Genomic DNA, 21,804 nt, shown 5'->3' with positions numbered 1-21,804 from the left:
GCTCACCATCACCGATGGCAGTGCCTCCACCACCCTCAACATGACGGCCGGACAGGCATCCGCCAGTTTCAGTCTGGCTGGTTTGTCGGCGGGCAGTGGTGCCCACACCCTCACCCTCAGCGGTGCGGGGTATTCTACCACGTCAACGACCTACACCGCACCGACTTCCTGCTCGGTAACACCAACACCCGGAAACCCACCGGTGCTGGCCCTAGCCGTAACGCCAGGCAGCTGTGCCCCCACCACCAACCAGTACACCCTGTCAGGCACCATCAGCCTGACCAACGCCGTGGCCGGCTCGCTCACCATCACCGATGGCAGTGCCTCCACCACCCTGAATGTGACAGCCGGACAAACCTCGGCCAGTTTCAGTCTGGCTGGTTTGCCGGCAGGCAGTGGTGCCCACACCGTCACCGTTAGCGGTGCGGGCTACAGTCCCACCTCCACCACCACCACGGCGGGCAGTTTCGCCATTGCGGGGGTGAACACCATCAGCTGCACTACCCTGAGTGCCACCCAGCGCCGGGTGAGCTTCAACCCCCAGTATATCGGTGTCGATGGTTCACCAATTACCTTCTCGATGTTTGGTCAGATTGCCTCGACCACCACAGCGGGGCCCTACACGCTCAANCTCTACAATGACAACCCGGCCATCCTTATAACGGCTCAGCAGGGTAGTGTGCAGAGCAGCTTCACCTACAAATGGCTCGAAGTCTGCAACAGGGGCGGCAAAGGTGTTACAACAGGATACACGGCGGTATCGGCTAATTACACCGCCCCAGCCTCCTGTTCGGTAACCCCCATCAGGACACCCACCATGGCCATAAGTGTAGCGCCGGGCAGTTGTAACCCAACCACTAACCAGTATAACCTGGCAGGTACAATTACCCTTACCAATGCAGTATCCAGTTCATTACTCGTTACTGATGGAACGGTGAACAAAATAATACCGGTAACGGCGGGGCAGATATCGGCCAGCTTTAGCCTGACGGGCCTGAGTTCGGGGAGCGGTTCCCACACAGTGATTGTTAGTGATGTAGGTTATACACAGGGACCGCCCACAAGTCCTGCTCACATTGCCATCGTTGGTGTAACAACGGTGAATTGCCTGACCTTATCAGCAGGTCTTCGGCAGGTACTGTTTATTCCTCAATATGCGGGCTTAAATAATGAACCTGTTAGCTTCTCTGTAACAAACGAGTTACTTCCTACTACAAGCCCAGGCCCATACAGTCTGAAATTGTATACTGATAATCCAATGATCACCCTTTATGCACAACAGGGCGGATCGAATGATTCATTCCGATACAACTGGTTACAGGCTTGCGCAACAAATCCTGGATCTACTACGAACACTACTGGCTATACACCTGTATCGGCTGTCTACCAGGCACCTGCTTCCTGTAAAGCTCCTGCTTCAGATCCAGTTCCGAATCCGGTTCTTGCAGCACTGGCGCTGACGGTAAATCCTGAGACGTGTGATCCAGCTACTAATCAGTATAAACTAACAGGAACTATCAACCTGACGAATGCTGTGGCTGGTTCTCTCCTGGTAACTGACGGCAAAAGGAGTACTGTTCTGAGTGTGACAGGTGGCCAGACCACAGTAAGCTTCAGTCTGATGGGGCTACCTTCAGGTAGTGGTGCCCGAAGTGTCACTGTTAGCGGAACGGACTATACCCCCCTCCCCTCTAACAGCACTGGCCCCTTTACTATTGACCATGTGAGTACCGTTAACTGTATCGCAGTTAGTGCCACTCAGCGTCAGGTAACATTTGCACCTGAATACACGGGCGTAAATGGTAGTCCGATTAGTTTCTCTGTCACTAATGAGATTATGCCTACAACCATCGCGGGGCCCTACACCCTGAATTTTTACACCGACAACCCAATAGTGACGGTGAATGCCCAGCAGGATCAGGTACAAAGCACATTCCGTTATAACTGGCTGGAAGCCTGCAATAGCAGCCGCTCTGCCTCTACAGTGTATACACCAGTGACAACTACCTACACGGCTCCAGCCGCCTGTTTCGCTACCCCCCACATATCGCTGGCTGTTACTCCAGATACGGTGGTCACTAAATCGCCTAACGGACGGGTCCCAGCAGCACCGGTGCCTACGGGTAATGTTGATAAGACAAAAGCAAAGGTGGGTGACATACTAAGCTATACGCTGGTTCTGACCAACTCTGGTAATACAGACTTAATCAACGCAGTAGTACGTGATTCTGCCTCAATCGGATTGACATACGTGCCTAATTCAGCCACGGCTCCAGCCGGAACAATTTTCACTCCGGGAGGAAGGGTAAGTACCTGGACTGTAGCCACTCTCGCCCCCAATGAGAGACTGTCACTTGTCTTCAAGGCTAAGGTCGATTCGACGGGTATTCTTTACAATACCGCAACCGTACAGGGTGATACCGCTATTGTGTGCACCTCCGTACCCGTTAAAGTATGCCCTGGTTCAGTATATAGCTTTAGTCTGATTGCCAGGCAAGGCCGGAGTACCTATCGCTGGTTTAGGAACGGCTTGGAAATAAGGGGGGAAACAAACCACATTCTGGTTGTGACCGCCCCTGGCAGTTACAGCCTTGATCCATCAGGCGGAACTGGTCTATGCCCTGACTTTAGTTGCTGTCCGTTCATTGTTGAGTTCGATACGTTGTCTTCTTTCAAGGCCATGACTGTGCCGGTAACCTGCACTACTAATACTCCTCAAGCCAACGGCAAACTGGTGATTAGCGAATTCGATCCATCCTTTACCTATCAGTATTCGCTGGGAACACAATTTAACCCGTCAGCTTCTCTATCGGGTAGCGCACAGACCATACCGATAGATGGTGTATTGGTCAATAACCTGGCAAATCCGGTTTCCAGTCAGTCCTATACGGTTAGGGTCTACAACCGGTCGGGCTGCTACCGCGATGTAACAACAATGCTGGTGCCAACCGCCTGCGAGTGCCCGGCAGATGCGTGCGTACCGTTCGTGATTCAGAAAAATAAACGGGCCAGGTAACCTGGATTATGGGATAAGCAGGTTCGACTCCTGAAACCATACCGGCTTCCCAGCCAGTGGTTAACCACAAAAACCTTCCGATTGGCTGTATTTATTACGTCACCCGGAAGGTTTTTGTGTGTGTTTGCTTCTTTTGCCATCGCCTGAAGAAACCTATCCCAGCTTGATAGCCAGAACTGGACGTTCACTACACTACGCAAAAAATACGACCAGACGCTACTTATCAACCATTTGCAGGTTTTCAAGCAATTAAAATAACGGTAATATAGATAGCCTCAGAGGTAGAATTGAGTAGCATAGCCGAATAAGAAATGGGTAAGTCAACTTTTGAGTAACCGTTTTTGTTACGTACAAAAGCAGATACCGTTCTATCTGTTAACTTTGCGGCTTTATTTGCCCGTCACGCTAAAACGTATTATGTTATCCATCAGTAATTTACATGCCTCCATTGGCAACAAAGAAATACTACGAGGTCTCGATCTGGAAGTCAATGCCGGTGAGATACACGCCATTATGGGTCCGAATGGCGCGGGCAAGAGTACATTAGCCTCGGTACTTGCAGGTCGTGAAGATTATGAAGTAACGGATGGCAGCGTACGTTATGATGGAAAGGATTTACTGGACATGGCTATTGAAGAGCGCGCTGCCGAAGGCATTTTCCTGGCGTTTCAGTATCCGGTAGAAATTCCAGGAGTTAGTACAACCAACTTTCTGAAAACGGCCCTCAACGAAATCCGTAAATACCGCGGTCAGGAACCACTCGACGCTGTTCAGTTTCTGAAGTTGATGAAAGAAAAAATGAAGCTCGTCAACATCGACCAGTCGTTGCTGAGCCGTTCATTGAACGAAGGGTTTTCAGGCGGAGAAAAGAAGCGGAACGAAATATTTCAGATGGCCATGCTCGAACCGAAACTGGCTATTCTGGACGAAACGGATTCTGGCCTGGACATCGACGCGTTACGTATTGTGGCCGATGGTGTTAATCAACTCCGGTCTCCCGACCGGGCTACGATCGTGGTAACCCACTACCAGCGCCTTCTGGATTACATTGTTCCCGACTTCGTACATGTGCTGTACAAAGGACGAATCGTAAAATCAGGGCCTAAAGAACTGGCTCTCGAACTCGAAGAAAAGGGCTACGACTGGATTAAAGCCGAAGCAAACTGATGGATGAAGTATTATATATGATGTATAAAGCGTCTTGCTGACTGATACATACCATATACCATACATCATACACCATACATCAAAGATATGACCCCCTACGCATCCTATAACGATTTTAAAGAGCAATTGCTGGCCTCTTTCCGGGACAATGAAGAACGGATGAATGGTGAGCGAAAAGCGCCGTTGCACCAAATCAGACGGGCGGCCCTCAGGCAGTTTGACCAGTTGGGTTTTCCCACTATCCGGCACGAAGAGTGGAAATACTCGAATGTGAGCGGTCTGATGAAACAGGCTTTTGAGCTCGATGGAACAACAACGCTGACACCAGGTGACCTAGCCCCGCTCGAAATTCCAAACCTCGACGGTACTATTCTGTACTTTGTCAACGGTCGTTACCATCCGGAGCTTTCACGCATTGCCAGTCCTGCCAGTCAGTTACAGATTACAAGCTTTGCCAGTGCCCTCAAAAGCGAACCAGACCTGATAGACAGGCACTTTGCCCAGTACGCCAACTACCAGGAAAACAGCTTCACGGCCCTGAATACAGCCCTAGCCAGTGATGGCGTTGTGGTGCGGGTTCCGGACAATACAACGGTGGAACAACCCATTATCCTTCGCTTCATTACCGACTCCCGGACGAAGAACATTGCCTCGCAACCCCGTAACCTCATCGTGGTAGGCAGGAATTCAGAACTGATGCTGGCGGAATCTTATCGTACCCTGGGCGAAGGAGCCAGTTTTGTGAATGTCGTGACCGAAATTGTGCTGGACCACGATGCCCGGATGCAATACTACAAAGTGCAGGATGAGACCGAGAAGGCTTACCATATTGGCACGACGCAGGTTAACCAGAAGGACAATAGCCACTTCTATTCCGCAACGGTAACACTCAATGGCAGCTTTGTACGCAACAATCTGAATATCAGGCTCGACGGGCAATATACCGAAGCATTCATGTATGGCTTATACATGCCAAACGGTCGTCAGCACGTAGACAACCACACGCTTGTTGACCACGCCATGCCTAATTCGTATAGCAACGAACTCTACAAAGGCATTCTTGACGACAACAGTACGGGCGTATTCAACGGCAAGATTTTCGTTCGGCCTGACGCGCAGAAAACGAACGCCTACCAGTCGTGCAAAAATGTGGTACTGTCGCCCGGCGCAACGATGAATACGAAGCCCCAACTGGAAATCTATGCCGATGACGTGAAATGTTCGCACGGCACTACCACGGGTCAGCTCAACGATGAAGCCCTGTTTTACATGCGTTCACGCGGTATTCCCAAAGACGAAGCCCGGACACTGCTGCTCTACGCCTTCTCGCAGGACGTGCTGAGCCAGATCAAAATTCAGCCCATCCGCGAGTATCTGGAGCGGGTAGTAACAGCTAAACTGGGTAAGTAATTTCGCAGAAGGAATAATGGATAATGCACCGCGCAGGCGGCCCCGAATGAGTAATGGCTCTCAGTCTGGCATTCGGAGCCGCCCGAGCGGTGCATTATCCATTATTCGTTGAAAGGAGCACCTTTCCGCCTTCCAAATTGTTGTCTCTTTAGTAAAACACTTCCTACTATTGCCCATGCAATCAGCCATAGACAACGTCCTCGATATTCAGCAAATCCGCCGGGATTTCCCCATCCTTCATCAGGAAATAAACGGTCGGCCCCTGGTTTACTTCGACAATGCGGCTACCACTCAGAAACCGCAGTCAGTTATTGATGCCCTTACCCGGTATTATGAAGGCTATAATGCGAACATTCACCGGGGTATTCACCATCTGGCCGAGCAGGCAACGGCGGCTTTTGAAGACTCGCGCCGGGCGGTTCAAACGTTTTTGAATGCCCGACACTGGCAGGAAATCATTTTTACGTACGGTACTACCGACGGTATCAATCTGGTAGCTGACAGCTATGGTCGGCGGTTTTTAAAAGCGGGGGACGAGATAATTATCTCTACCATGGAGCACCACTCCAACATTGTTCCCTGGCAGATGCTCTGCGAGGAACGGGGCTGTGTGCTGCGGGTAATTCCGGTTGATGAAAATGGCGAACTGATTCTGGAGGAATACGAAAAGCTCCTTTCCGAAAAGACCAAGCTAGTTTCGGTGGTTCACGTTTCCAATTCGCTTGGCACCATCAATCCGGTCAAAACCATCATTGATAAGGCGCACGAAGTGGGTGCCGTTGTGTTGATTGATGGCGCCCAGGCCAGTTCGCACATGGAGCTGGACGTACAGGCGCTGGACGCTGATTTCTATGTTTTCTCGGCCCATAAGTTGTACGGTCCAACGGGCATGGGTGTTCTATATGGTAAGAAAGAAATTCTGGACGCCATGCCGCCCTACCGGGGTGGGGGCGAAATGATTAAGGAGGTAACGTTTGAAAAGACGACCTACAACGATATACCGTACAAATTTGAAGCAGGTACGCCTAATATTGCCGATGTAGTAGCGGTGAAGAGCGCGCTGGAGTATATGGCCGACTTGGGAAAAGAAATTATAGCCGCCCACGAAAACGACTTACTTCAGTACGGTACGGAGCAACTGAACGAGCTGGACGGATTGCGGATTATCGGACAGGCCAAACACAAAATTGGCGTCATTTCCTTTGTACTGGAAGGCATTCACCACCAGGATACGGGCGTTATTCTGGACCAGCAGGGCATCGCCGTCCGGACGGGACATCACTGCACCATGCCGCTGATGCAACGCTTCGGCATTGCCGGAACTACGCGGGCCTCCTTTGCCGTTTATAACACCAGAGACGAAATTGACCGGCTTATAGTAGGGTTGAAACGGGTTCAGAAGATGATGTTGTAAGCAACAAACTCCACGAAAGATATGACACCGATAGTAACTGAAACGCTGCTCAGCAAAGCGCAGGTTCTGGATAGCCTAAAGGAATTACCGGACCAAATATCTGCTGACGCGCTAATTGAGCACATTTTGTTTATTCAAAGTATTGCGACTGGAATTGAACAGGCAGAAGCGGGGCATGTAACACCTCACAAAGATGCTATGCTTGACATTCGCTCATGGAAGAAATAAAGCTTGTTTGGGAAGATAAAGCCAAAGAGAACGCTCGCACTATATATGGCTATCTGTTTGAAGGGAGTGCAACTTATGCAGCAAGCTGGGCAGATGAAATTGAACGTAAGCTAGACAACCTACTTGTTTTTCCCGAAATGGGACGAATGGTACCTGAACTAAATGTTTCATTTATCCGCGAGATATTTGCAGGACAGTACAGGATCGTTTACACATTTCAGAATAATACCATTACGATTGTTACTGTTCGGTCCATGCAGCAACCACTCGGAAAATATAAATATGACAATCAACGAGAAGCAGGACGAAATCATTGAGGAATTTGACTTGTTCGACGATCAACTCGACAAGACGCAGTATATCATTGATTTAGGCAAAAAACTGTCCCCAATGCCGGAAGCCCAGAAAACCGACGAAAACCGGATTATGGGCTGTCAGTCAAAAGTATGGGTGGATGCTGAACTAAAAGATGACCGGGCTGGCGTGCCCCGGCTGTATTTTTACGGAGATAGCGAACCGACCGCCCAGATTTCTAAAGGCCTGGTTGGCTTGCTGGTCAGGGTCTTGTCGGGGCAGAAACCAGAAGACGTTGCCAATGCCGACTTGTATTTTATCCCTCAGGTAGGCATGGGTAATCTGATTACCTCGTTGCGGGCTGGTGGACTGGCCTCTATGATTGAACGCATGAAAGCATTTGGAAAGGCCTATTCCGTGGCCGAGAACAGGTAGCAATGATACAGACAATGACAATGACAGACGAAGAACTAAAAGAACAGGTTGTACTGGCTCTCAAAGGCGTATATGATCCCGAAATTCCGGTGGATGTGTACGAACTGGGCCTCATTTACGACATCAAGATATTCCCGGTTAACAATGTCTATATCCTCATGACACTCACCTCCCCCTCCTGCCCATCGGCAGGCGAGATTCCGGCAGAGATTGAAGAGAAGGTACGGGCTATAGAGGGAGTGAGCGACGTTAGCGTCGAACTTACGTTCGATCCCCCCTACTCCACCGAACTAATGTCGGAAGTAGCCAAACTGGAACTGGGATTTATGTAAAAAAAGTTGGTCAGTTAAACAGTCTGCCAGTCGATCATCGTTATCGAATTGTGTGACTTTTACTGACCGACTACCAACTGTTTAACTGATAACTAATTATGTATCCTCCTCATTTGCTTATCCCCATGCGGGAAGACCTGACCAGTGTTGGGTTCGAAGAATTAACCACTGAAGAAGAAGTGGTCAACACCATGGAAAATGCCGAAGGTACCATGCTTGTCGTGGTCAATTCGGTATGTGGCTGTGCCGCCGGTGCGGCCCGTCCGGGTGTGAAGGCGGCTCTGGCAGCCAGCCCGGTAAAACCAGACAAAATGGTATCCGTATTTGCCGGTGGTGACCTGGAAGCCACGGCTAAAATGCGCGAATACCTGTTACCCTATCCTCCATCGTCGCCAGCCATCGGCATTTTCAAAGATGGTGATCTGGTGCATTTTATTGAGCGGCACCACATTGAAGGCCGTTCGGCGCAAATGATTGCCCAGCACCTGGAAATGGCCCTGGAAGAGTTTTGCACCCCAGCGAACGCTTAGATACTAGTGTTCATTTTTTAGTCATTGGTTGTCATTTTCCGTCATTAATTGTCATTAGGTCGATAACAACGACGAATGAACACGAATGACGAAAAATGATAGCCAATGACTTTTTTTTAGGTTACAGCAAATACTTTGGCCATCAATCGGGATAGTGGCAACAGGCAGAAAACCAGGAAAGCCAGCGGAAAGGAGGCAAAAGCCGCTACCCAGGCCGCATTCATAACGATGAGGGACAACACACCTGCTTTTACCGCCAGGCCAATATTCCGCCCTACGGGATCTTTCACGGCCCGCCAGAGGGGAGGGAAGATGTAGTAACCAAACAGGAGTAAAAAGGGAAGCGCCGTTCCCAACTGCTGCTGCCGTTGCGCCAGGGCTGCTACACAACCAATTACCAGCGCATACAGTAACCCCGCCACCCGGAGCGTAACCGGACTTCCGCCGTGTACCTCTCCCCGGCTAATCATTGTAATAGCCGCAATGTAGGCAATGGGCACTACACCAACCCAAATCCAGGGTATCACCTCTTCGGGTAAAATGCTAACACCCAGCAATAAGTTAAGGCCACGACAAAGCCCCATATTGACCGGCCCCAGCCAGGAATGATGCTTTCCGAAGCGATCATATACTAACGAAGCAACCGTAATGCCAATGGCCAGGAACCCGGCGGTCTGGTTAACCAGAAACGAAGCGGCTATACCTACAAACAGCAGGCCAATACCCAGCAAAACAGCTGTTTGTTTTTGAACAACGCCACTTGGAATGGGTCTCTCGGGTCGTTCGATGGCATCCAGTTCGGCATCAAAAACGTCGTTGAATACGACTCCTCCGCCATACAGACCAACCGTGGCCAGCGCAAGCCAGCCAACGGGAGCAGCGGCTGGTTCAGGCAATAAAAAATAACCCGCGATAGCCATACCGGCCAGCACATCGGCAATGGCAGTAACCAGATTTGCAGGCCGGGTGAGGGAGAGAAGCGCTTTTAACATAAAGAGCGAAAGAGTGAACGGGTGAAAGAGCAAAAGCTATTCGGCAGTAATCGCTCTTTCACCCGTTCACCATTATTTAATTATCGTTGATTCTTTATCTACCCTCGGTGCCTGACCGCCACGCAGTACAGAACTACCATTGAAACGCTGACTCTGGTCGATGCCGATGGGCTGGGTAAGTTCTTCCAGACTAAGCTGGCCACTCTGTGCAAAGGCCGTAACGGCATTCGTAAACGTTACGAGTTTGATAGCTTCGTCCGAAATACCACGCTGCTTCATCAGGGCGGCTGTTTTGGGTACGGCCAACGGATCGCTGATACCCCAGTCGGCAGCGGAGTTGATCATGATACGTTCCGGTCCATACTGCTTCACAATCTCTACCATACGCTCATTACCCATTTTGGTGAACGGATAAATGGTAAAGCCCGCCCAGAAGCCCCGGTCGAGCACGTCCCGAACCGTTTCTTCATTGTTATGATCAACGATCACCATGCCCGGCTCCAGACCGTGTTCCAGCGCAATTTCCATACTACGGATAGTACCCTGTTTTTTATCCCGGTGGGGCGTATGGATCTGTACGGGCAGACCCGCTTCTTTGGCCAGGTCCAGTTGCGCCCGGTAATATTTCTCTTCGGCGGCTGTCTGGTCATCGAACCCAATTTCACCTACGCCCACCACGCCTTCTTTGTAGATGAAGAGCGGCAGGATTTCCATGACCTGCTCAGCCAGCTCTTCCTGATTGGCTTCTTTGGAGTTCAGACCGATGGTACAATAATGCCGAATACCAAACTGCGACGCCCGAAATCGCTCCCATCCGACGAGACTGGCAAAATAATCGCGGAAAGAGTCGATACCCGTGCGAGGTTGCCCCAGCCAGAAAGCGGGTTCAATCAGGGCAACCACACCTGCATCGGCCATAGCCTGATAATCGTCGGTGGTTCGGGAGGTCATATGAACGTGCATATCGAAAAACGACATACCGCGAATGGAATCTATAAAATCCATAATACGTCTGGGTTAACCGCGTTGGCCTGTGCGGTAATGAGCGGGCAAAGTTCTTAAAAATCTGTCTTCTACCCATATGATTTTTAGGCAGATTTTAATGCAATTCTATAACCTTCATCATAGTCTATTCGTTTTATAGATAGACAACAAATAAACGTATGAATACAAGTAAACAACACACAGTAGGGAAAGGTAGTATCTGGATGATCCTACTTTTGCTGGCCGCAGGTGGGGTATTGACCAGTTGCCGCGACAGTGCCATTAATGATCTAAGCCCTGCTGACAGCCCGGTATACATTACCAACTACGACAATTCGATCAACTTTAGTCAGTATAAAACGTTCAGCCTGCCCGACTCAGTCGTTATTCAGTCGAATGACAACTACCAGACCGTTCGGAGTAGCGTTGCCGATCAATTTGTTTCGAATGTAGCCGCAGCCCTGACCGCCAGGGGGTATCAGCGCGTGGCGAAAGGCCAACCCGCCGATCTGGGCGTTGCCGTTATCCGGGTCGATAATCAGTACACGGGTATCGCGTCGAATCCGTATTCCTACTACTCAAACTACTGGGGTGGTGGCTATGGGTACGGAGGGCTGGGTGGCTATGGCTATTCGCCCTATTATCAAAGCTATTACACGTATCAGGTATCGGAACAGTACTGGGAGATTCAGATGGTCGATTTAAAAAATGCGCCCACCACTTCCGGTACCGACAAACCCCAACTGAATGTTATCTACGATGCAACAGTGCGGGGATCCGATGTTACCGACACGCAGGCCGTTAATACGGCTACTAATGCCATTTTTAGTCAATCGCCTTATTTGAAGGCTGCTCAATAAAAAATCATGAAACGTATCATTGCACTCATTACCCTGCTCAGTCTGACAACTGCGGCCTGGGCACAGTATCAGAATATTTATTCCGGCGAATCGTCCCTGTATGATCGCTATGTCACATTCAACATTGCCGCCCGATACGGTGTATCCATGCCATTGGGTGGTCAGAAAGGGTACATCGACAAGCTATCGCCGACCAACCTGGCCCTGGAAGGGGAATGGTTATTTCCGCAGCGGTTTTCGGTAGGCATCAAAACCGGTTATCAGTACACAAGCCAGCGGATACCCCGGCAGGTATATCAATACGACAATCAGTCAGTTTCAGCCGTGCAGACCCGCACGCTGTCCGTAATTCCGGCTATGGCTTCCCTGTCGTATTATTTTGCCGGGAATGCTGATGCCATCCGACCCTACATACAAATGGCGGGTGGTGGTGCTTACATTGATTATACAAACTATTTTGGCCCATTATCCGATCAGAAAAATGGGTTTAAAGGAGCCATCGCGCCCGCTATTGGGCTGAAATACTATGGCAAACGGGAGCAGGGGTTGGGTGCCGAAATTCAGGCGCAATACCAGAACATCTTCTTCAACTACGACCAGCTAAAAGACTCCGCGCCATCGCTGATGCTTTCGGCCGGTATTTCGTACCGGTTCCACTAAGGTTGGTGTTTTCAGTTTATGGTTGGCTGACGCAAACATTACTTTTCATATGCATCAGCCAGCCATAAACCTTACATCAACTCCTCAATGTGAGGGGGTAAACTGCGCCCGGCAGCCCGGCGTTCGGCGGCATAGTCCGCCAACGTTTGAGCGAGCCGGGCGTTTTTGCGTTCATTCAATCCGGTAATCTGCGTAACGTCTTTATCCGTAAAGAAGGCTTTCAGCACCATCTGATTCCAGGCTGCCTCGTCGAAATAATCCCGTGGATATGGATTGTGCAGCATAATAGCCGATTGTACATCGGCAATATTATTCCGAATGCCTTCGGTTGCCTGAAACCGCCAGGCTTCCGGATGAGCCAATACCGGCAGGGCCGAGTAAAGAGCCACCAGCTCATTGAGTTCGCCCGCCTTAAAAAGCTGGCTGATGGTGTTGACGTACGCAGTCTGATCATCGACCGGCAGTTGAAGTAACCACCAGACCCGTGCCAGCCGATCCAGCGTCCACCCCGTCACCGTGAATCCTGGCCGAACGCGCTCCAGTGCGAAAGCCATGTCGGCCGGAACCTCAATGGGTTGTTTACCTACAAAACGCGGCAAAGCTGTGAACACACGATAGAAGGTAGCGTTCTTTGGTTCAGCCTGTAACGCATCCGTCTGCTGACGCAGGTAGGTGACCGCTTTTTCGCTGTTAGCTTGCTGTTCAATGAGGTAAAACAGCGTCTGGCTCATTTGGGAGATAGTCATAGGACAAAAATAAGGGCGGAATTCGTACCCTTATGCATCAAAATCACATTAGTAGTTGCCTATACTTGCCTTTCATCAATCAGAACACGTTCTGACTGTCTGGTTTCGTTTCGCGTAACTCCTACCCTTCACGGTTACTCATGAAAAAAATAGTACTCATTTTAGTCGCATTCCTTTGTTCAGCGAACCTGATCATCCTTGCCCAACCGGTAACGGACTATGTTTGGTGGAATCCTGCCCAGAGCACTATACCCGTTATTGAAGGGCAGGGATGGTCGGGGAAGGATGTCCAGAACCCCTACGACAGGCTACCCGCTAAGGCCGAAAAAAGCGTTCGCCCAGTGGTATGGAACTTAGCGCATAATGCAGCCGGGCTGATGATCCGGTTTCGGGCCAGTACAGACCAGGTTGTAGTCCGATACACGGTTTCAGGCAAACAGGCACTCCCGCACATGCCCGCTACGGGCGTTAGCGGGGTTGATTTGTACGGGGTAAACAGCGACGGCGACGCGCTTTGGTGTGCGGGTAAATACACGTTTGGGGATACCATTCAATACCGGTTTACCAACCTGGAGCCGAACGATGCCTACCATAAAAAAGGGCGTGAATACCGACTTTACCTGCCTTTATATAACTCCGTTCAGTGGCTCGAAATCGGAGTACCGACGGGTGTAACGCTAACACCGTTGCCCGTTCGGAACGATAAGCCCATCGTTATTTACGGCACGTCCATTGCGCAGGGTGCCTGTGCCTCGCGGCCGGGTATGGCCTGGACCGCTATTCTGGGGCGCAAACTTGACCGGCCCGTTATCAACCTCGGCTTTTCGGGCAATGGTCGGCTGGAAAAAGAAGTCGTTGAGTTGCTCCCGGACATCGACGCAAAACTGTATGTGCTGGACTGCCTGCCGAACCTGGTAGCAACGGTCGGTATTAAACCCGACGAAATAAAAGCCCGGATTAGTGAATCGGTGAAAACGCTCCGGAAACAAAAACCCAATACGCCGATTCTGCTGGTTGAACACGCGGGGTATTCGGAGGGCGGCCTTAACCCCGGCCGACGGCGACTTTACACGGAAGTAAATGAGTTGATGCAACAGGCGTTTGCGCAACTGAAAAGCGAGGGCATTCAGAAGCTGTATCTCCTGCCCAAATCGGCCATTAATCTGGATGCCGATGCCACGGTAGATGGCACCCACCCTACTGACCTGGGCATGCAGCAATACGCTGATGCCTATGAACGCATCATTCGCTTTATCCTGAACGAACCCGTCGGTGAACTGTCCACCATGAAGCCCCGAACGCAATACCGGGATGCCAATGTATATGACTGGGAAACTAGGCACAACGACATTTTGGACCGGCTGAAAAATAAACCACCCCGCATTCTTTTCTTCGGTAACTCCATAACCCATTTCTGGGGGGGTGAACCCCAGGGGGCCCCGGCAAGGGGAGCCGATAGCTGGAATGCGGTCATGAAACCCCTGGGCGTTCAAAATATGGGCTATGGCTGGGACCGGATTGAAAACGTGCTTTGGCGGGTTTACCACGGGGAACTGGATGGTTATGCCCCAGCCCAAATTATGCTGATGATTGGCACCAACAACCTGCAACTCAACACAGACGCAGAAATCAGTGACGGTCTTGCCTTTCTGATACGGGCTATACAGGCCCGACAGCCCAATGCCGATATTTTGTTGATTGGCATATTACCCCGCCAACAACTGGAAGGGCGGGTGGCAGCTCTGAACCATCGCATCGCCCAGGTAGCAGGCGAACTAAACGCAACGTTCATTCAGCCGGGCACCATGTTCTTACAGCCCGATAGTAAAATCAACGAGTCGCTATTCGGTGACGGCCTGCATCCCAACGCTGAAGGCTATCGGCAGTTGGCCACCAAATTAGTACCTTATCTGAAAGCGACCGAACCAGTCATTAAAGGGAAGAAATAAGCCAGCGTCGCTCAAACATCCGTATAACACAGTTCCCCCCCTGTAGATACACCTGATGGGTACGTTGAACCGTACACCCACTGTCTGGTGTTGACATGTGGACGGCCCGTTGACCCGACCGTATACAGCCGACAGGTTTTCCGGCTCCCGTCGTTTCCGTATCTTTGCCGCTAATTTTACCCGCACGCCCGTTGACAATCCGTATGCAGGGCGCGCGTTTTTTCGCTTATGACCGTCGTGAAGTACCAACAATACGAATCCCTCGATTACGCACAGCTAGCCGCCGAGGTGCTGACTTACTGGAATAAAAATCAGGTGTTTGAGCAGTCCGTCGCTATTCGCGATGGGCAACCCGGCTACACATTTTACGAAGGCCCGCCGTCGGCCAATGGAGCACCCGGCATTCACCATGTGATGGCCCGGACGATAAAAGATATTTTTTGCCGCTACAAAACCCTGCAGGGCTTTCAGGTAGAGCGCAAAGGAGGCTGGGATACGCACGGCCTGCCCATCGAATTGCAGGTCGAAAAAGAACTGGGCATCACCAAAGACGATATTGGCAAAACCATCAGCGTTGAGGCATACAACCAGAAATGCCGCGAAACGGTCATGCGGTTTACGGACCAGTGGAACGGCCTTACCCAGAAAATGGGCTACTGGGTAGACCTAGACAACCCGTACGTCACGTACAAAAACGAGTACATAGAATCCGTCTGGTGGCTGCTCAAGCAACTATATGACACAAAGGTTGATGGGCAGCGAATGTTGTATAAAGGGTACACCATTCAGCCGTATTCGCCGAAGGCCGGAACGGGCCTGAGCTCCCACGAGTTGAACATGCCGGGTACGTACAAAGACGTACGCGATACCACCGTTGTGGCTCAGTTTAAGGTGAAACCCACCGGTAAATCGGGCTTCCTCTTTTTCGATTCGATGGATGCCGATATATTCATCCTGGCCTGGACCACTACGCCCTGGACGTTGCCCGCCAACTCAGCGCTGACGGTGGGCGCCAACATCGACTACGTGATGGTGAAGACGTTTAACCCGTATACCCACCTTCCAGTACACGTGGTGCTGGCCAAAAACCTGGTGAGTCGCTGGCTGAACGAGAAAGGGCAGGTCGATTCGCCCAATGATCCGGCTTTTGGGACGTATTTACCAACCGCCGGACCGGTGATACCCTGGGCCATTGTTTCTGACTTTAAAGGAAAGTTTCTCGAAGGCATCGAGTACGAGCAATTGATGCCGTACGTTACGCCGGAAATACCCGCTTTTCGCGTTATCCTGGGCGATTTCGTCACGACCGAAGACGGTACCGGTATCGTGCATACCTCTCCCACCTTCGGGGCCGACGACTTTCGGGTGGCGCAGGCGGCTGGCATCCCACCCATTATGGTGAAGGACGAAACGGGAAAAGATGTCCCCATTGTGGATAAACACGGTCAGTTCGTAGCGGAAATCACGGATTATGCGGGTCGCTACGTAAAAGAAGAGTATTACTCCGACGAAGAACGGGCCGACCCCGATTTCAAGCCGACGGATGTGCTGATTGCCATCCAACTGAAAGAGGAAAACAAAGCCTTTCGGGTAGAGAAGTACGAACACCCCTACCCGCACTGCTGGCGCACAGACAAACCCATTTTGTATTATCCGCTCGATAGCTGGTTTATCCGGACAACGGCCAAAAAAGACCGACTGGTCGAACTCAACAAAACCATCAACTGGCAACCCGAAAGCACCGGAACGGGCCGCTTTGGCAACTGGCTCGAAAACCTCGTGGACTGGAACCTGAGCCGCAGCCGCTTCTGGGGTACACCGTTACCCATCTGGCGGAGCGAATCTGCCGTTGGCGGTCGCCAGGAAGAGGTATGCATCGGTTCAGTTGCGGAACTCATCTCAATGAGTGAGTTAGCGAATGAGCAAATGAGCGAATGGGTTCGGGAAGGCAAAACTAAATACCAGCCTTACATTGATAAGAACACCGCGTTTTTAAACGCGCATACCAACGGGAGCTACGACCTCCACCGTCCTTATTCAGACGAAATTTATTTTGTGTCGGAAAGTGGTCAACTTATGCAGCGCGAACCTGACCTGATCGACGTCTGGTTCGATTCGGGGGCAATGCCCTATGCGCAATGGCATTATCCGTTCGAGAATAAGGACGTGTTCGCCAAAGCGTTTCCGGCCGATTTCATCTCGGAAGGGGTGGACCAGACGCGGGGCTGGTTCTTTACCCTCCACGCCATTGCGGGGATGCTCTTCGATTCGGTTGCCTTCAAAAATGTCGTATCAACCGGCCTGGTGCTAGACAAAAACGGGAACAAAATGTCGAAGCGGCTGGGTAATGCTGTCGATCCGTTCGAAACACTGGCGAAGTACGGTCCCGACGCCACGCGCTGGTATATGATTACCAACGCCGAACCGTGGGACAACCTCAAATTCAACAGCGAAGGCATTGGCGAAGTGCAACGGAAACTGTTTGGCACGTTGTCGAATACCTATAATTTCTTTGCGCTTTACGCCAACCTGGATGCCTTCTCCTTTTCCGGGCGCACCGTGCCCGTAGCCGAACGCCCGGAGCTTGACCGCTGGATTATATCCAAACTACAATCGCTGATACTGGAAGTAGAAGAGCAGTTTGAAACGTATAACCCAACCAAAGCAGGCCGGGCCGTTCAGGAATTTGTCAACGACCAGTTATCGAACTGGTACGTTCGCCTGTCGCGCCGGCGCTTCTGGTCCGGGGTCGCGTCCGACGGTGAAATGACCCCCGACAAACGGGCGGCTTACGAAACGCTGCACGAGTGCCTCTCAACGGTAACGCAGTTAATGTCGCCTATCGCGCCGTTTTATGCGGACTGGCTCTACCGCAACCTGAACCCGGAGGCAACGTCGGTACACCTGACGGATTTCCCGATGGCAGAACAGGCTTTGATTGATACAGAACTGGAGCGTTCGATGGAGTTGGCCCAGCAGGTATCGTCGCTGGTGCATTCGTTACGGAAAGGACACAAATTAAAGGTCAGACAACCGCTGAGCCGGGTGTTGATTCCGGTATTGAATGCTGATACCCGTCGGCAAATTGAGCACGTATCGCTCATCGTTATGTCGGAGGTGAACGTGAAAGCCATTGAGTTTGTCGATGATGCCAGTGGTATTCTGAAAAAGCGAGTGAAGCCTAACTTCAAAGCCCTTGGTCCTAAGTTTGGTAAACAGATGAAGGAGGTGGCAACCATCATTACCGCTATGACGGATAATCAGCTGAAAGAACTGGAGACGGTGGGTAGCTGGCAATCGCCCGTGGGTACCTTATCACTGGCCGATGTCGAAATCGTGACGGAAGATATTCCGGGCTGGCTTGTGGCTAGTGATGGTGGATTAACCGTTGCGCTGGATGTGAACCTGACGGATGAGCTACGCGGAGAAGGAATTGCCCGTGATTTTGTGAACCGCATTCAGAACCTGCGTAAAGACAGTGACTTCCAGGTAACCGACAAAATCAGGATTCAACTGGAACGGAACGACGAAACCCTGGCCAATGCCATCGAAGCCAATAAGGTGTACATCTGCCAGGAAGTACAGGCAGTATCGCTCGATTTGGTTAATAACCTGAATGGCACCACAGACGCGAATGCGGTAGCAGAAATCGAAATGGATGAGTTCCAGCTACGCGTTACGGTACAGCGGGCGTAGTAAATTTTATTTTTCAGGAAAAGCCACTTCAAAAGAAAGTGGCTTTTTTATTTATATATTTCTAATTTTGTAAACATATAAAAACTATTTGTTACCAATAAATTATATCGGCACGGATTTTGTACACATCATAACCATTAGTGAATAGTCGTTTCATTGCTGTTTTCGGGCCAATGAAGCGGTCAAACTATAAACAATTATCCTGACCCATTTCATAAGTATGTCCGCGTTGATTCGTTACGCCCACTAAATTTTTACAACATTGGTAGAACATTTACGTACAACATTACACACGTTTGTCAATAATTATCAGGCCGTTATGTGGCGGCTACGCGAGTGTTCGCTCAATGATGAGCAGCTGGGCAATGCCGTAGGTTTAAGTGGCAATGCTATCCGAAACCGGCGTTCAAAACCTGGTGTCTGGAAATTATCCGATGTGGAACGGTTAGCCACTCACTTTTCCCTCCCCGTTACGGCCTGTAACCAGCTGGAACAGGCACTCAAAGATTTACCAAAAACTATGAGAACGCTTCCGTCCGACGAACGCCGACGAACTGAACGACAACTGCTTACGAAAATTGCTCAACTGGAACTGTATAATCAGAGCGACTGGCCAGTTAAGTGCTTACTGAAAATGCATCAGGCCTTGTACAAAGGGTTTTAGGGAACAGATGACCCCCGGATAGATTAAATTGTCGGCAGTAAATATCGGTCAGGCAGTGTAAATTTACGGTGACTTCATTCTTCATCGTATGCGAACCTGTATCTACCTGGCTATATCATTTCTACTTTTTTTTAGCGAAACTACTTTTGCCCAATCCCCGACTATAACGCGAGGGCCGTACTTGCAGGTCGTTACGCCCACATCGGTTATTGTCCGGTGGCGTACCGACCAGCCAACTACGGGGCGCGTATGGTATGGACCGTCAGCCAATCAGTTGACAGCCAGCGTACGCGAATCGCAGCCCACTCAGGAACATGTAGTAACGCTCACCGGCCTGCAACCCAATACGCGCTATGCATACGCGGCCGGTTACGATGATACGCAACTAGCTGCCGGTCCGGGTTATTACGTTAAAACAGCAGCACCGACCGGCGACAAAAGCCCGGTGCGCTTATGGGTACTGGGCGATTTTGGTAGCGGTACCGACAACCAGCGAGCCGTTTACCAGGCCTACCAGAATGCTACCGCAAGCCACCCGGCCGACCTTTGGCTCTGGCTGGGCGATAATGCCTACTCCTACGGGCTGGAAGATGAATACCAGCGAAACGTTTTCTCGGTGTACGGGCCTACCTTTCGGAATACCCCGTTGTTTCCCTCCCCCGGCAATCACGATTATGCTGGAAGCGAGACGAATTTCAATATTCCCTACTACAACCTGTTTTCGTTTCCCCAGAATGGTGAAGCCGGGGGCGTTCCTTCCGGCTCCAAGTCCTTTTATTCGGCCAACTACGGTACTGTTCACCTAATCTCCCTCGATTCGCAGGGGCGGCAGGATGGGCTTCGGCTATACGACACCACCAGTACGCAGGTGCAGTGGCTCAAACGCGACCTCGAAGCGAATCGTACATCAGCCAACCCCATTCCCTGGACAATCGTTATTTTTCACCATCCACCCTACAGCAAGGGCAGCCACGACTCCGATACGGAGGAATCCATGCGGCTCCTCCGGGAAAACCTGACGCCCATTTTTGAACGCTATGGAGTCGATTTGGTCATGAACGGTCATAGCCACGCGTACGAACGTACGTATCGCATCAAAGACCTGCGCGGATTGGCCGCTACCTTCAACAGGGACGTAAACGTAACGGCCAACACAACCGGCCGCTACGACGGCTCGCCCAACTCCTGCCCAATCCTTACCAGGCAGGGTACTGTTTACGTAGTCAATGGGTCGGGCGGGCAATTAGGTGGACAATCACCCGGTTTTCCGCACCCTGCTACCGTGTACAACAATGTTACGACCGGTGGCTCCATGCTGCTGGACGTGACCGATAATCGCCTGGATGCCCAGTTCCTGCAATCGGACGGTACGGTGCAGGAGAAGTTCACCCTTATGAAAAATGTGAACCGAACCACTACCCTCACCGCTGAATATGCCGATACGCTTCAGTTAGGGGCTTCCTGGCCGGGAGAATACCAGTGGCCGGGTGGGCAAACCAGCCGCAATATCCGGTACGTAGCCGACAAAGCGGGGACCTATCCGGTTCAGGTTACGGATAAGCAGCAATGCCTCACCGATCAGTTCACGCTAACCGTCCAGCAACCGCCCAAACTAACGACCAAACTCGCTGCCGCTACCGCCGTTTGTGCGGGTGGCATCGTAGCCGTAACGGCTACGCCCGAAAATACGACCAAAGCGGCTGGCTGGCAGTACGATGTGTTACTCTCCGACGCGTCGGGTAATTTCACCACCGAACAGGTTGTTGGGTCGGGTTCGTTAACTAACCTAAAAGCAACCATTCCGGCTAGTGTGCTGCCCGGTGCAGGCTACCGGTTGCGCGTCAGACCACGCGGCATTTCGTACGCGCAACTTACGGCAAGTGATGTTTTTTCGGTAAAGCCGTTACCAACCGCTACGCTGTCCGGCTCGACGACCGTGTTGCAGGGACAGTCCATTTCGCTAACCCTTGCCTTTACAGGCGATGGCCCCTGGACGGGCGCGCTATCCGATGGCACTACGTTTTCTAGTAGTGTATCACCAACCATTCTAACGGTTCAGCCGACAAAATCCGTCAGTTATTCCATTACCAGCGTGGAGAATAGTTGTGGGAAAGGGACCTACTCGGGTCAGGCTTCTATAACGGTACTGCTCCCAACGGCTGAAGAAATATTTGCCGACGGCCAGCTTCGCATTTATCCGAACCCGGCTCACGACGTGGTACAGGTCGATTTAGTCGTCAACAAGAAACAGGAAGTTAGCCTAACGCTGATTGACCAGCAGGGCCGAACGGTCGTGCAAAAGCCGTTTGGCGTAGTGCAGTCGCTTTCCGAAACCATAGCCCTGCCACCGGTTACGGGAACCTATATGCTCAAAATTCAGGCAGGTTCAACTACGCTCACGCGGAAGGTAGTACGGCAGTGAAGCCC

At 51.1% G+C, this 21,804-nt stretch carries 18 protein-coding genes; 15 read left to right on the top strand and 3 right to left on the bottom strand.

What is annotated here, in order from left to right; all coding sequences use genetic code 11:
* Window positions 1-40 precede the first annotated feature (40 nt).
* From B157_RS36940 to B157_RS0120880, 9 genes are all read left to right on the top strand, one after another.
* On the top strand, window positions 41-3,016 hold the full coding sequence (locus B157_RS36940; protein ID WP_052647021.1) for a DUF11 domain-containing protein: 2,976 nt from the start codon (window positions 41-43) through the stop codon (window positions 3,014-3,016).
* A 417-nt stretch (window positions 3,017-3,433) separates the two neighbouring features.
* Window positions 3,434-4,183: a Fe-S cluster assembly ATPase SufC gene (gene sufC / locus B157_RS0120915; RefSeq protein WP_020605262.1), complete on the top strand. Its 750-nt coding sequence runs from the start codon at window positions 3,434-3,436 to the stop codon at window positions 4,181-4,183.
* 87 nt (window positions 4,184-4,270) lie between these two features.
* The gene (gene sufD / locus B157_RS0120910; RefSeq protein WP_020605261.1) at window positions 4,271-5,593 is read left to right on the top strand and encodes a Fe-S cluster assembly protein SufD; all 1,323 of its coding nucleotides are present in this window, start codon (window positions 4,271-4,273) and stop codon (window positions 5,591-5,593) included.
* A 175-nt stretch (window positions 5,594-5,768) separates the two neighbouring features.
* A complete protein-coding gene (locus tag B157_RS0120905) occupies window positions 5,769-7,007 on the top strand; it encodes a cysteine desulfurase (RefSeq protein ID WP_020605260.1) in 1,239 nt (412 codons plus the stop codon).
* Window positions 7,008-7,028: 21 nt separating this feature from the next.
* A complete protein-coding gene (locus tag B157_RS35820) occupies window positions 7,029-7,235 on the top strand; it encodes a hypothetical protein (RefSeq protein WP_020605259.1) in 207 nt (68 codons plus the stop codon).
* Entirely contained in the window at window positions 7,223-7,552 is a 330-nt protein-coding gene (locus B157_RS0120895) for a type II toxin-antitoxin system RelE/ParE family toxin (protein ID WP_020605258.1), read from the top strand. The genes B157_RS35820 and B157_RS0120895 overlap by 13 nt, the downstream gene beginning before the upstream one ends.
* Window positions 7,518-7,964 carry a SufE family protein gene (locus B157_RS0120890; protein ID WP_020605257.1) on the top strand — a complete coding sequence of 149 codons (447 nt, stop codon included), beginning with the start codon at window positions 7,518-7,520 and terminating at the stop codon, window positions 7,962-7,964. Before B157_RS0120895 ends, B157_RS0120890 begins: the two co-directional genes overlap by 35 nt.
* A gap of 20 nt (window positions 7,965-7,984) precedes the next feature.
* Window positions 7,985-8,296, top strand: coding sequence for a DUF59 domain-containing protein (locus B157_RS0120885; protein WP_020605256.1), 312 nt, complete (start codon window positions 7,985-7,987; stop codon window positions 8,294-8,296).
* 98 nt (window positions 8,297-8,394) lie between these two features.
* On the top strand, window positions 8,395-8,826 hold the full coding sequence (locus B157_RS0120880) for a BrxA/BrxB family bacilliredoxin (protein WP_026308854.1): 432 nt from the start codon (window positions 8,395-8,397) through the stop codon (window positions 8,824-8,826).
* 116 nt (window positions 8,827-8,942) lie between these two features.
* Here B157_RS0120880 and eboC read toward each other — a convergent pair whose 3' ends face one another.
* Together eboC and B157_RS0120870 are read right to left on the bottom strand one after the other, a co-directional pair.
* A complete protein-coding gene (eboC, locus tag B157_RS0120875) occupies window positions 8,943-9,818 on the bottom strand; it encodes a UbiA-like protein EboC (protein ID WP_020605254.1) in 876 nt (291 codons plus the stop codon).
* A gap of 72 nt (window positions 9,819-9,890) precedes the next feature.
* Window positions 9,891-10,823 carry a TatD family hydrolase gene (locus B157_RS0120870; protein ID WP_020605253.1) on the bottom strand — a complete coding sequence of 311 codons (933 nt, stop codon included), beginning with the start codon at window positions 10,821-10,823 and terminating at the stop codon, window positions 9,891-9,893.
* Between the two features lie 158 nt (window positions 10,824-10,981).
* Here B157_RS0120870 and B157_RS0120865 point away from each other — a divergent pair, with 158 nt between their 5' ends.
* Together B157_RS0120865 and B157_RS0120860 are read left to right on the top strand one after the other, a co-directional pair.
* On the top strand, window positions 10,982-11,662 hold the full coding sequence (locus tag B157_RS0120865; RefSeq protein ID WP_026308853.1) for a DUF4136 domain-containing protein: 681 nt from the start codon (window positions 10,982-10,984) through the stop codon (window positions 11,660-11,662).
* A gap of 6 nt (window positions 11,663-11,668) precedes the next feature.
* Window positions 11,669-12,322, top strand: coding sequence for a hypothetical protein (locus tag B157_RS0120860; protein ID WP_020605251.1), 654 nt, complete (start codon window positions 11,669-11,671; stop codon window positions 12,320-12,322).
* A gap of 71 nt (window positions 12,323-12,393) precedes the next feature.
* On the opposite strand, the gene B157_RS0120855 is transcribed toward B157_RS0120860, so the two are convergent.
* On the bottom strand, window positions 12,394-13,068 hold the full coding sequence (locus tag B157_RS0120855) for an EboA domain-containing protein (protein ID WP_026308852.1): 675 nt from the start codon (window positions 13,066-13,068) through the stop codon (window positions 12,394-12,396).
* Between the two features lie 140 nt (window positions 13,069-13,208).
* On the opposite strand from B157_RS0120855, the gene B157_RS0120850 reads away from it, so the two are divergent.
* The 4 genes from B157_RS0120850 (at window position 13,209) to B157_RS0120835 (ending at window position 21,799) form a co-directional block, all read left to right on the top strand.
* Window positions 13,209-15,017 carry an SGNH/GDSL hydrolase family protein gene (locus B157_RS0120850; RefSeq protein ID WP_020605249.1) on the top strand — a complete coding sequence of 603 codons (1,809 nt, stop codon included), beginning with the start codon at window positions 13,209-13,211 and terminating at the stop codon, window positions 15,015-15,017.
* 228 nt (window positions 15,018-15,245) lie between these two features.
* Complete coding sequence (gene ileS / locus B157_RS0120845) at window positions 15,246-18,713, top strand: isoleucine--tRNA ligase (protein WP_020605248.1); 3,468 nt, start codon at window positions 15,246-15,248, stop codon at window positions 18,711-18,713.
* A gap of 262 nt (window positions 18,714-18,975) precedes the next feature.
* Window positions 18,976-19,377, top strand: a complete 402-nt coding sequence (locus tag B157_RS0120840; RefSeq protein ID WP_245565176.1) for a hypothetical protein — start codon at window positions 18,976-18,978, stop codon at window positions 19,375-19,377.
* An 88-nt stretch (window positions 19,378-19,465) separates the two neighbouring features.
* Window positions 19,466-21,799: a metallophosphoesterase gene (locus B157_RS0120835; RefSeq protein WP_020605246.1), complete on the top strand. Its 2,334-nt coding sequence runs from the start codon at window positions 19,466-19,468 to the stop codon at window positions 21,797-21,799.
* The last annotated feature ends 5 nt before the right edge of the window (window positions 21,800-21,804 follow it).

The sequence above is a fragment of the Spirosoma spitsbergense DSM 19989 genome, assembly GCF_000374085.1.
Classification (GTDB): Bacteria; Bacteroidota; Bacteroidia; order Cytophagales; family Spirosomataceae; genus Spirosoma; species Spirosoma spitsbergense.
The sequence above is the reverse complement of the archived record's forward strand: the minus strand, read 5'-3'. Positions and strand labels throughout refer to the sequence as shown.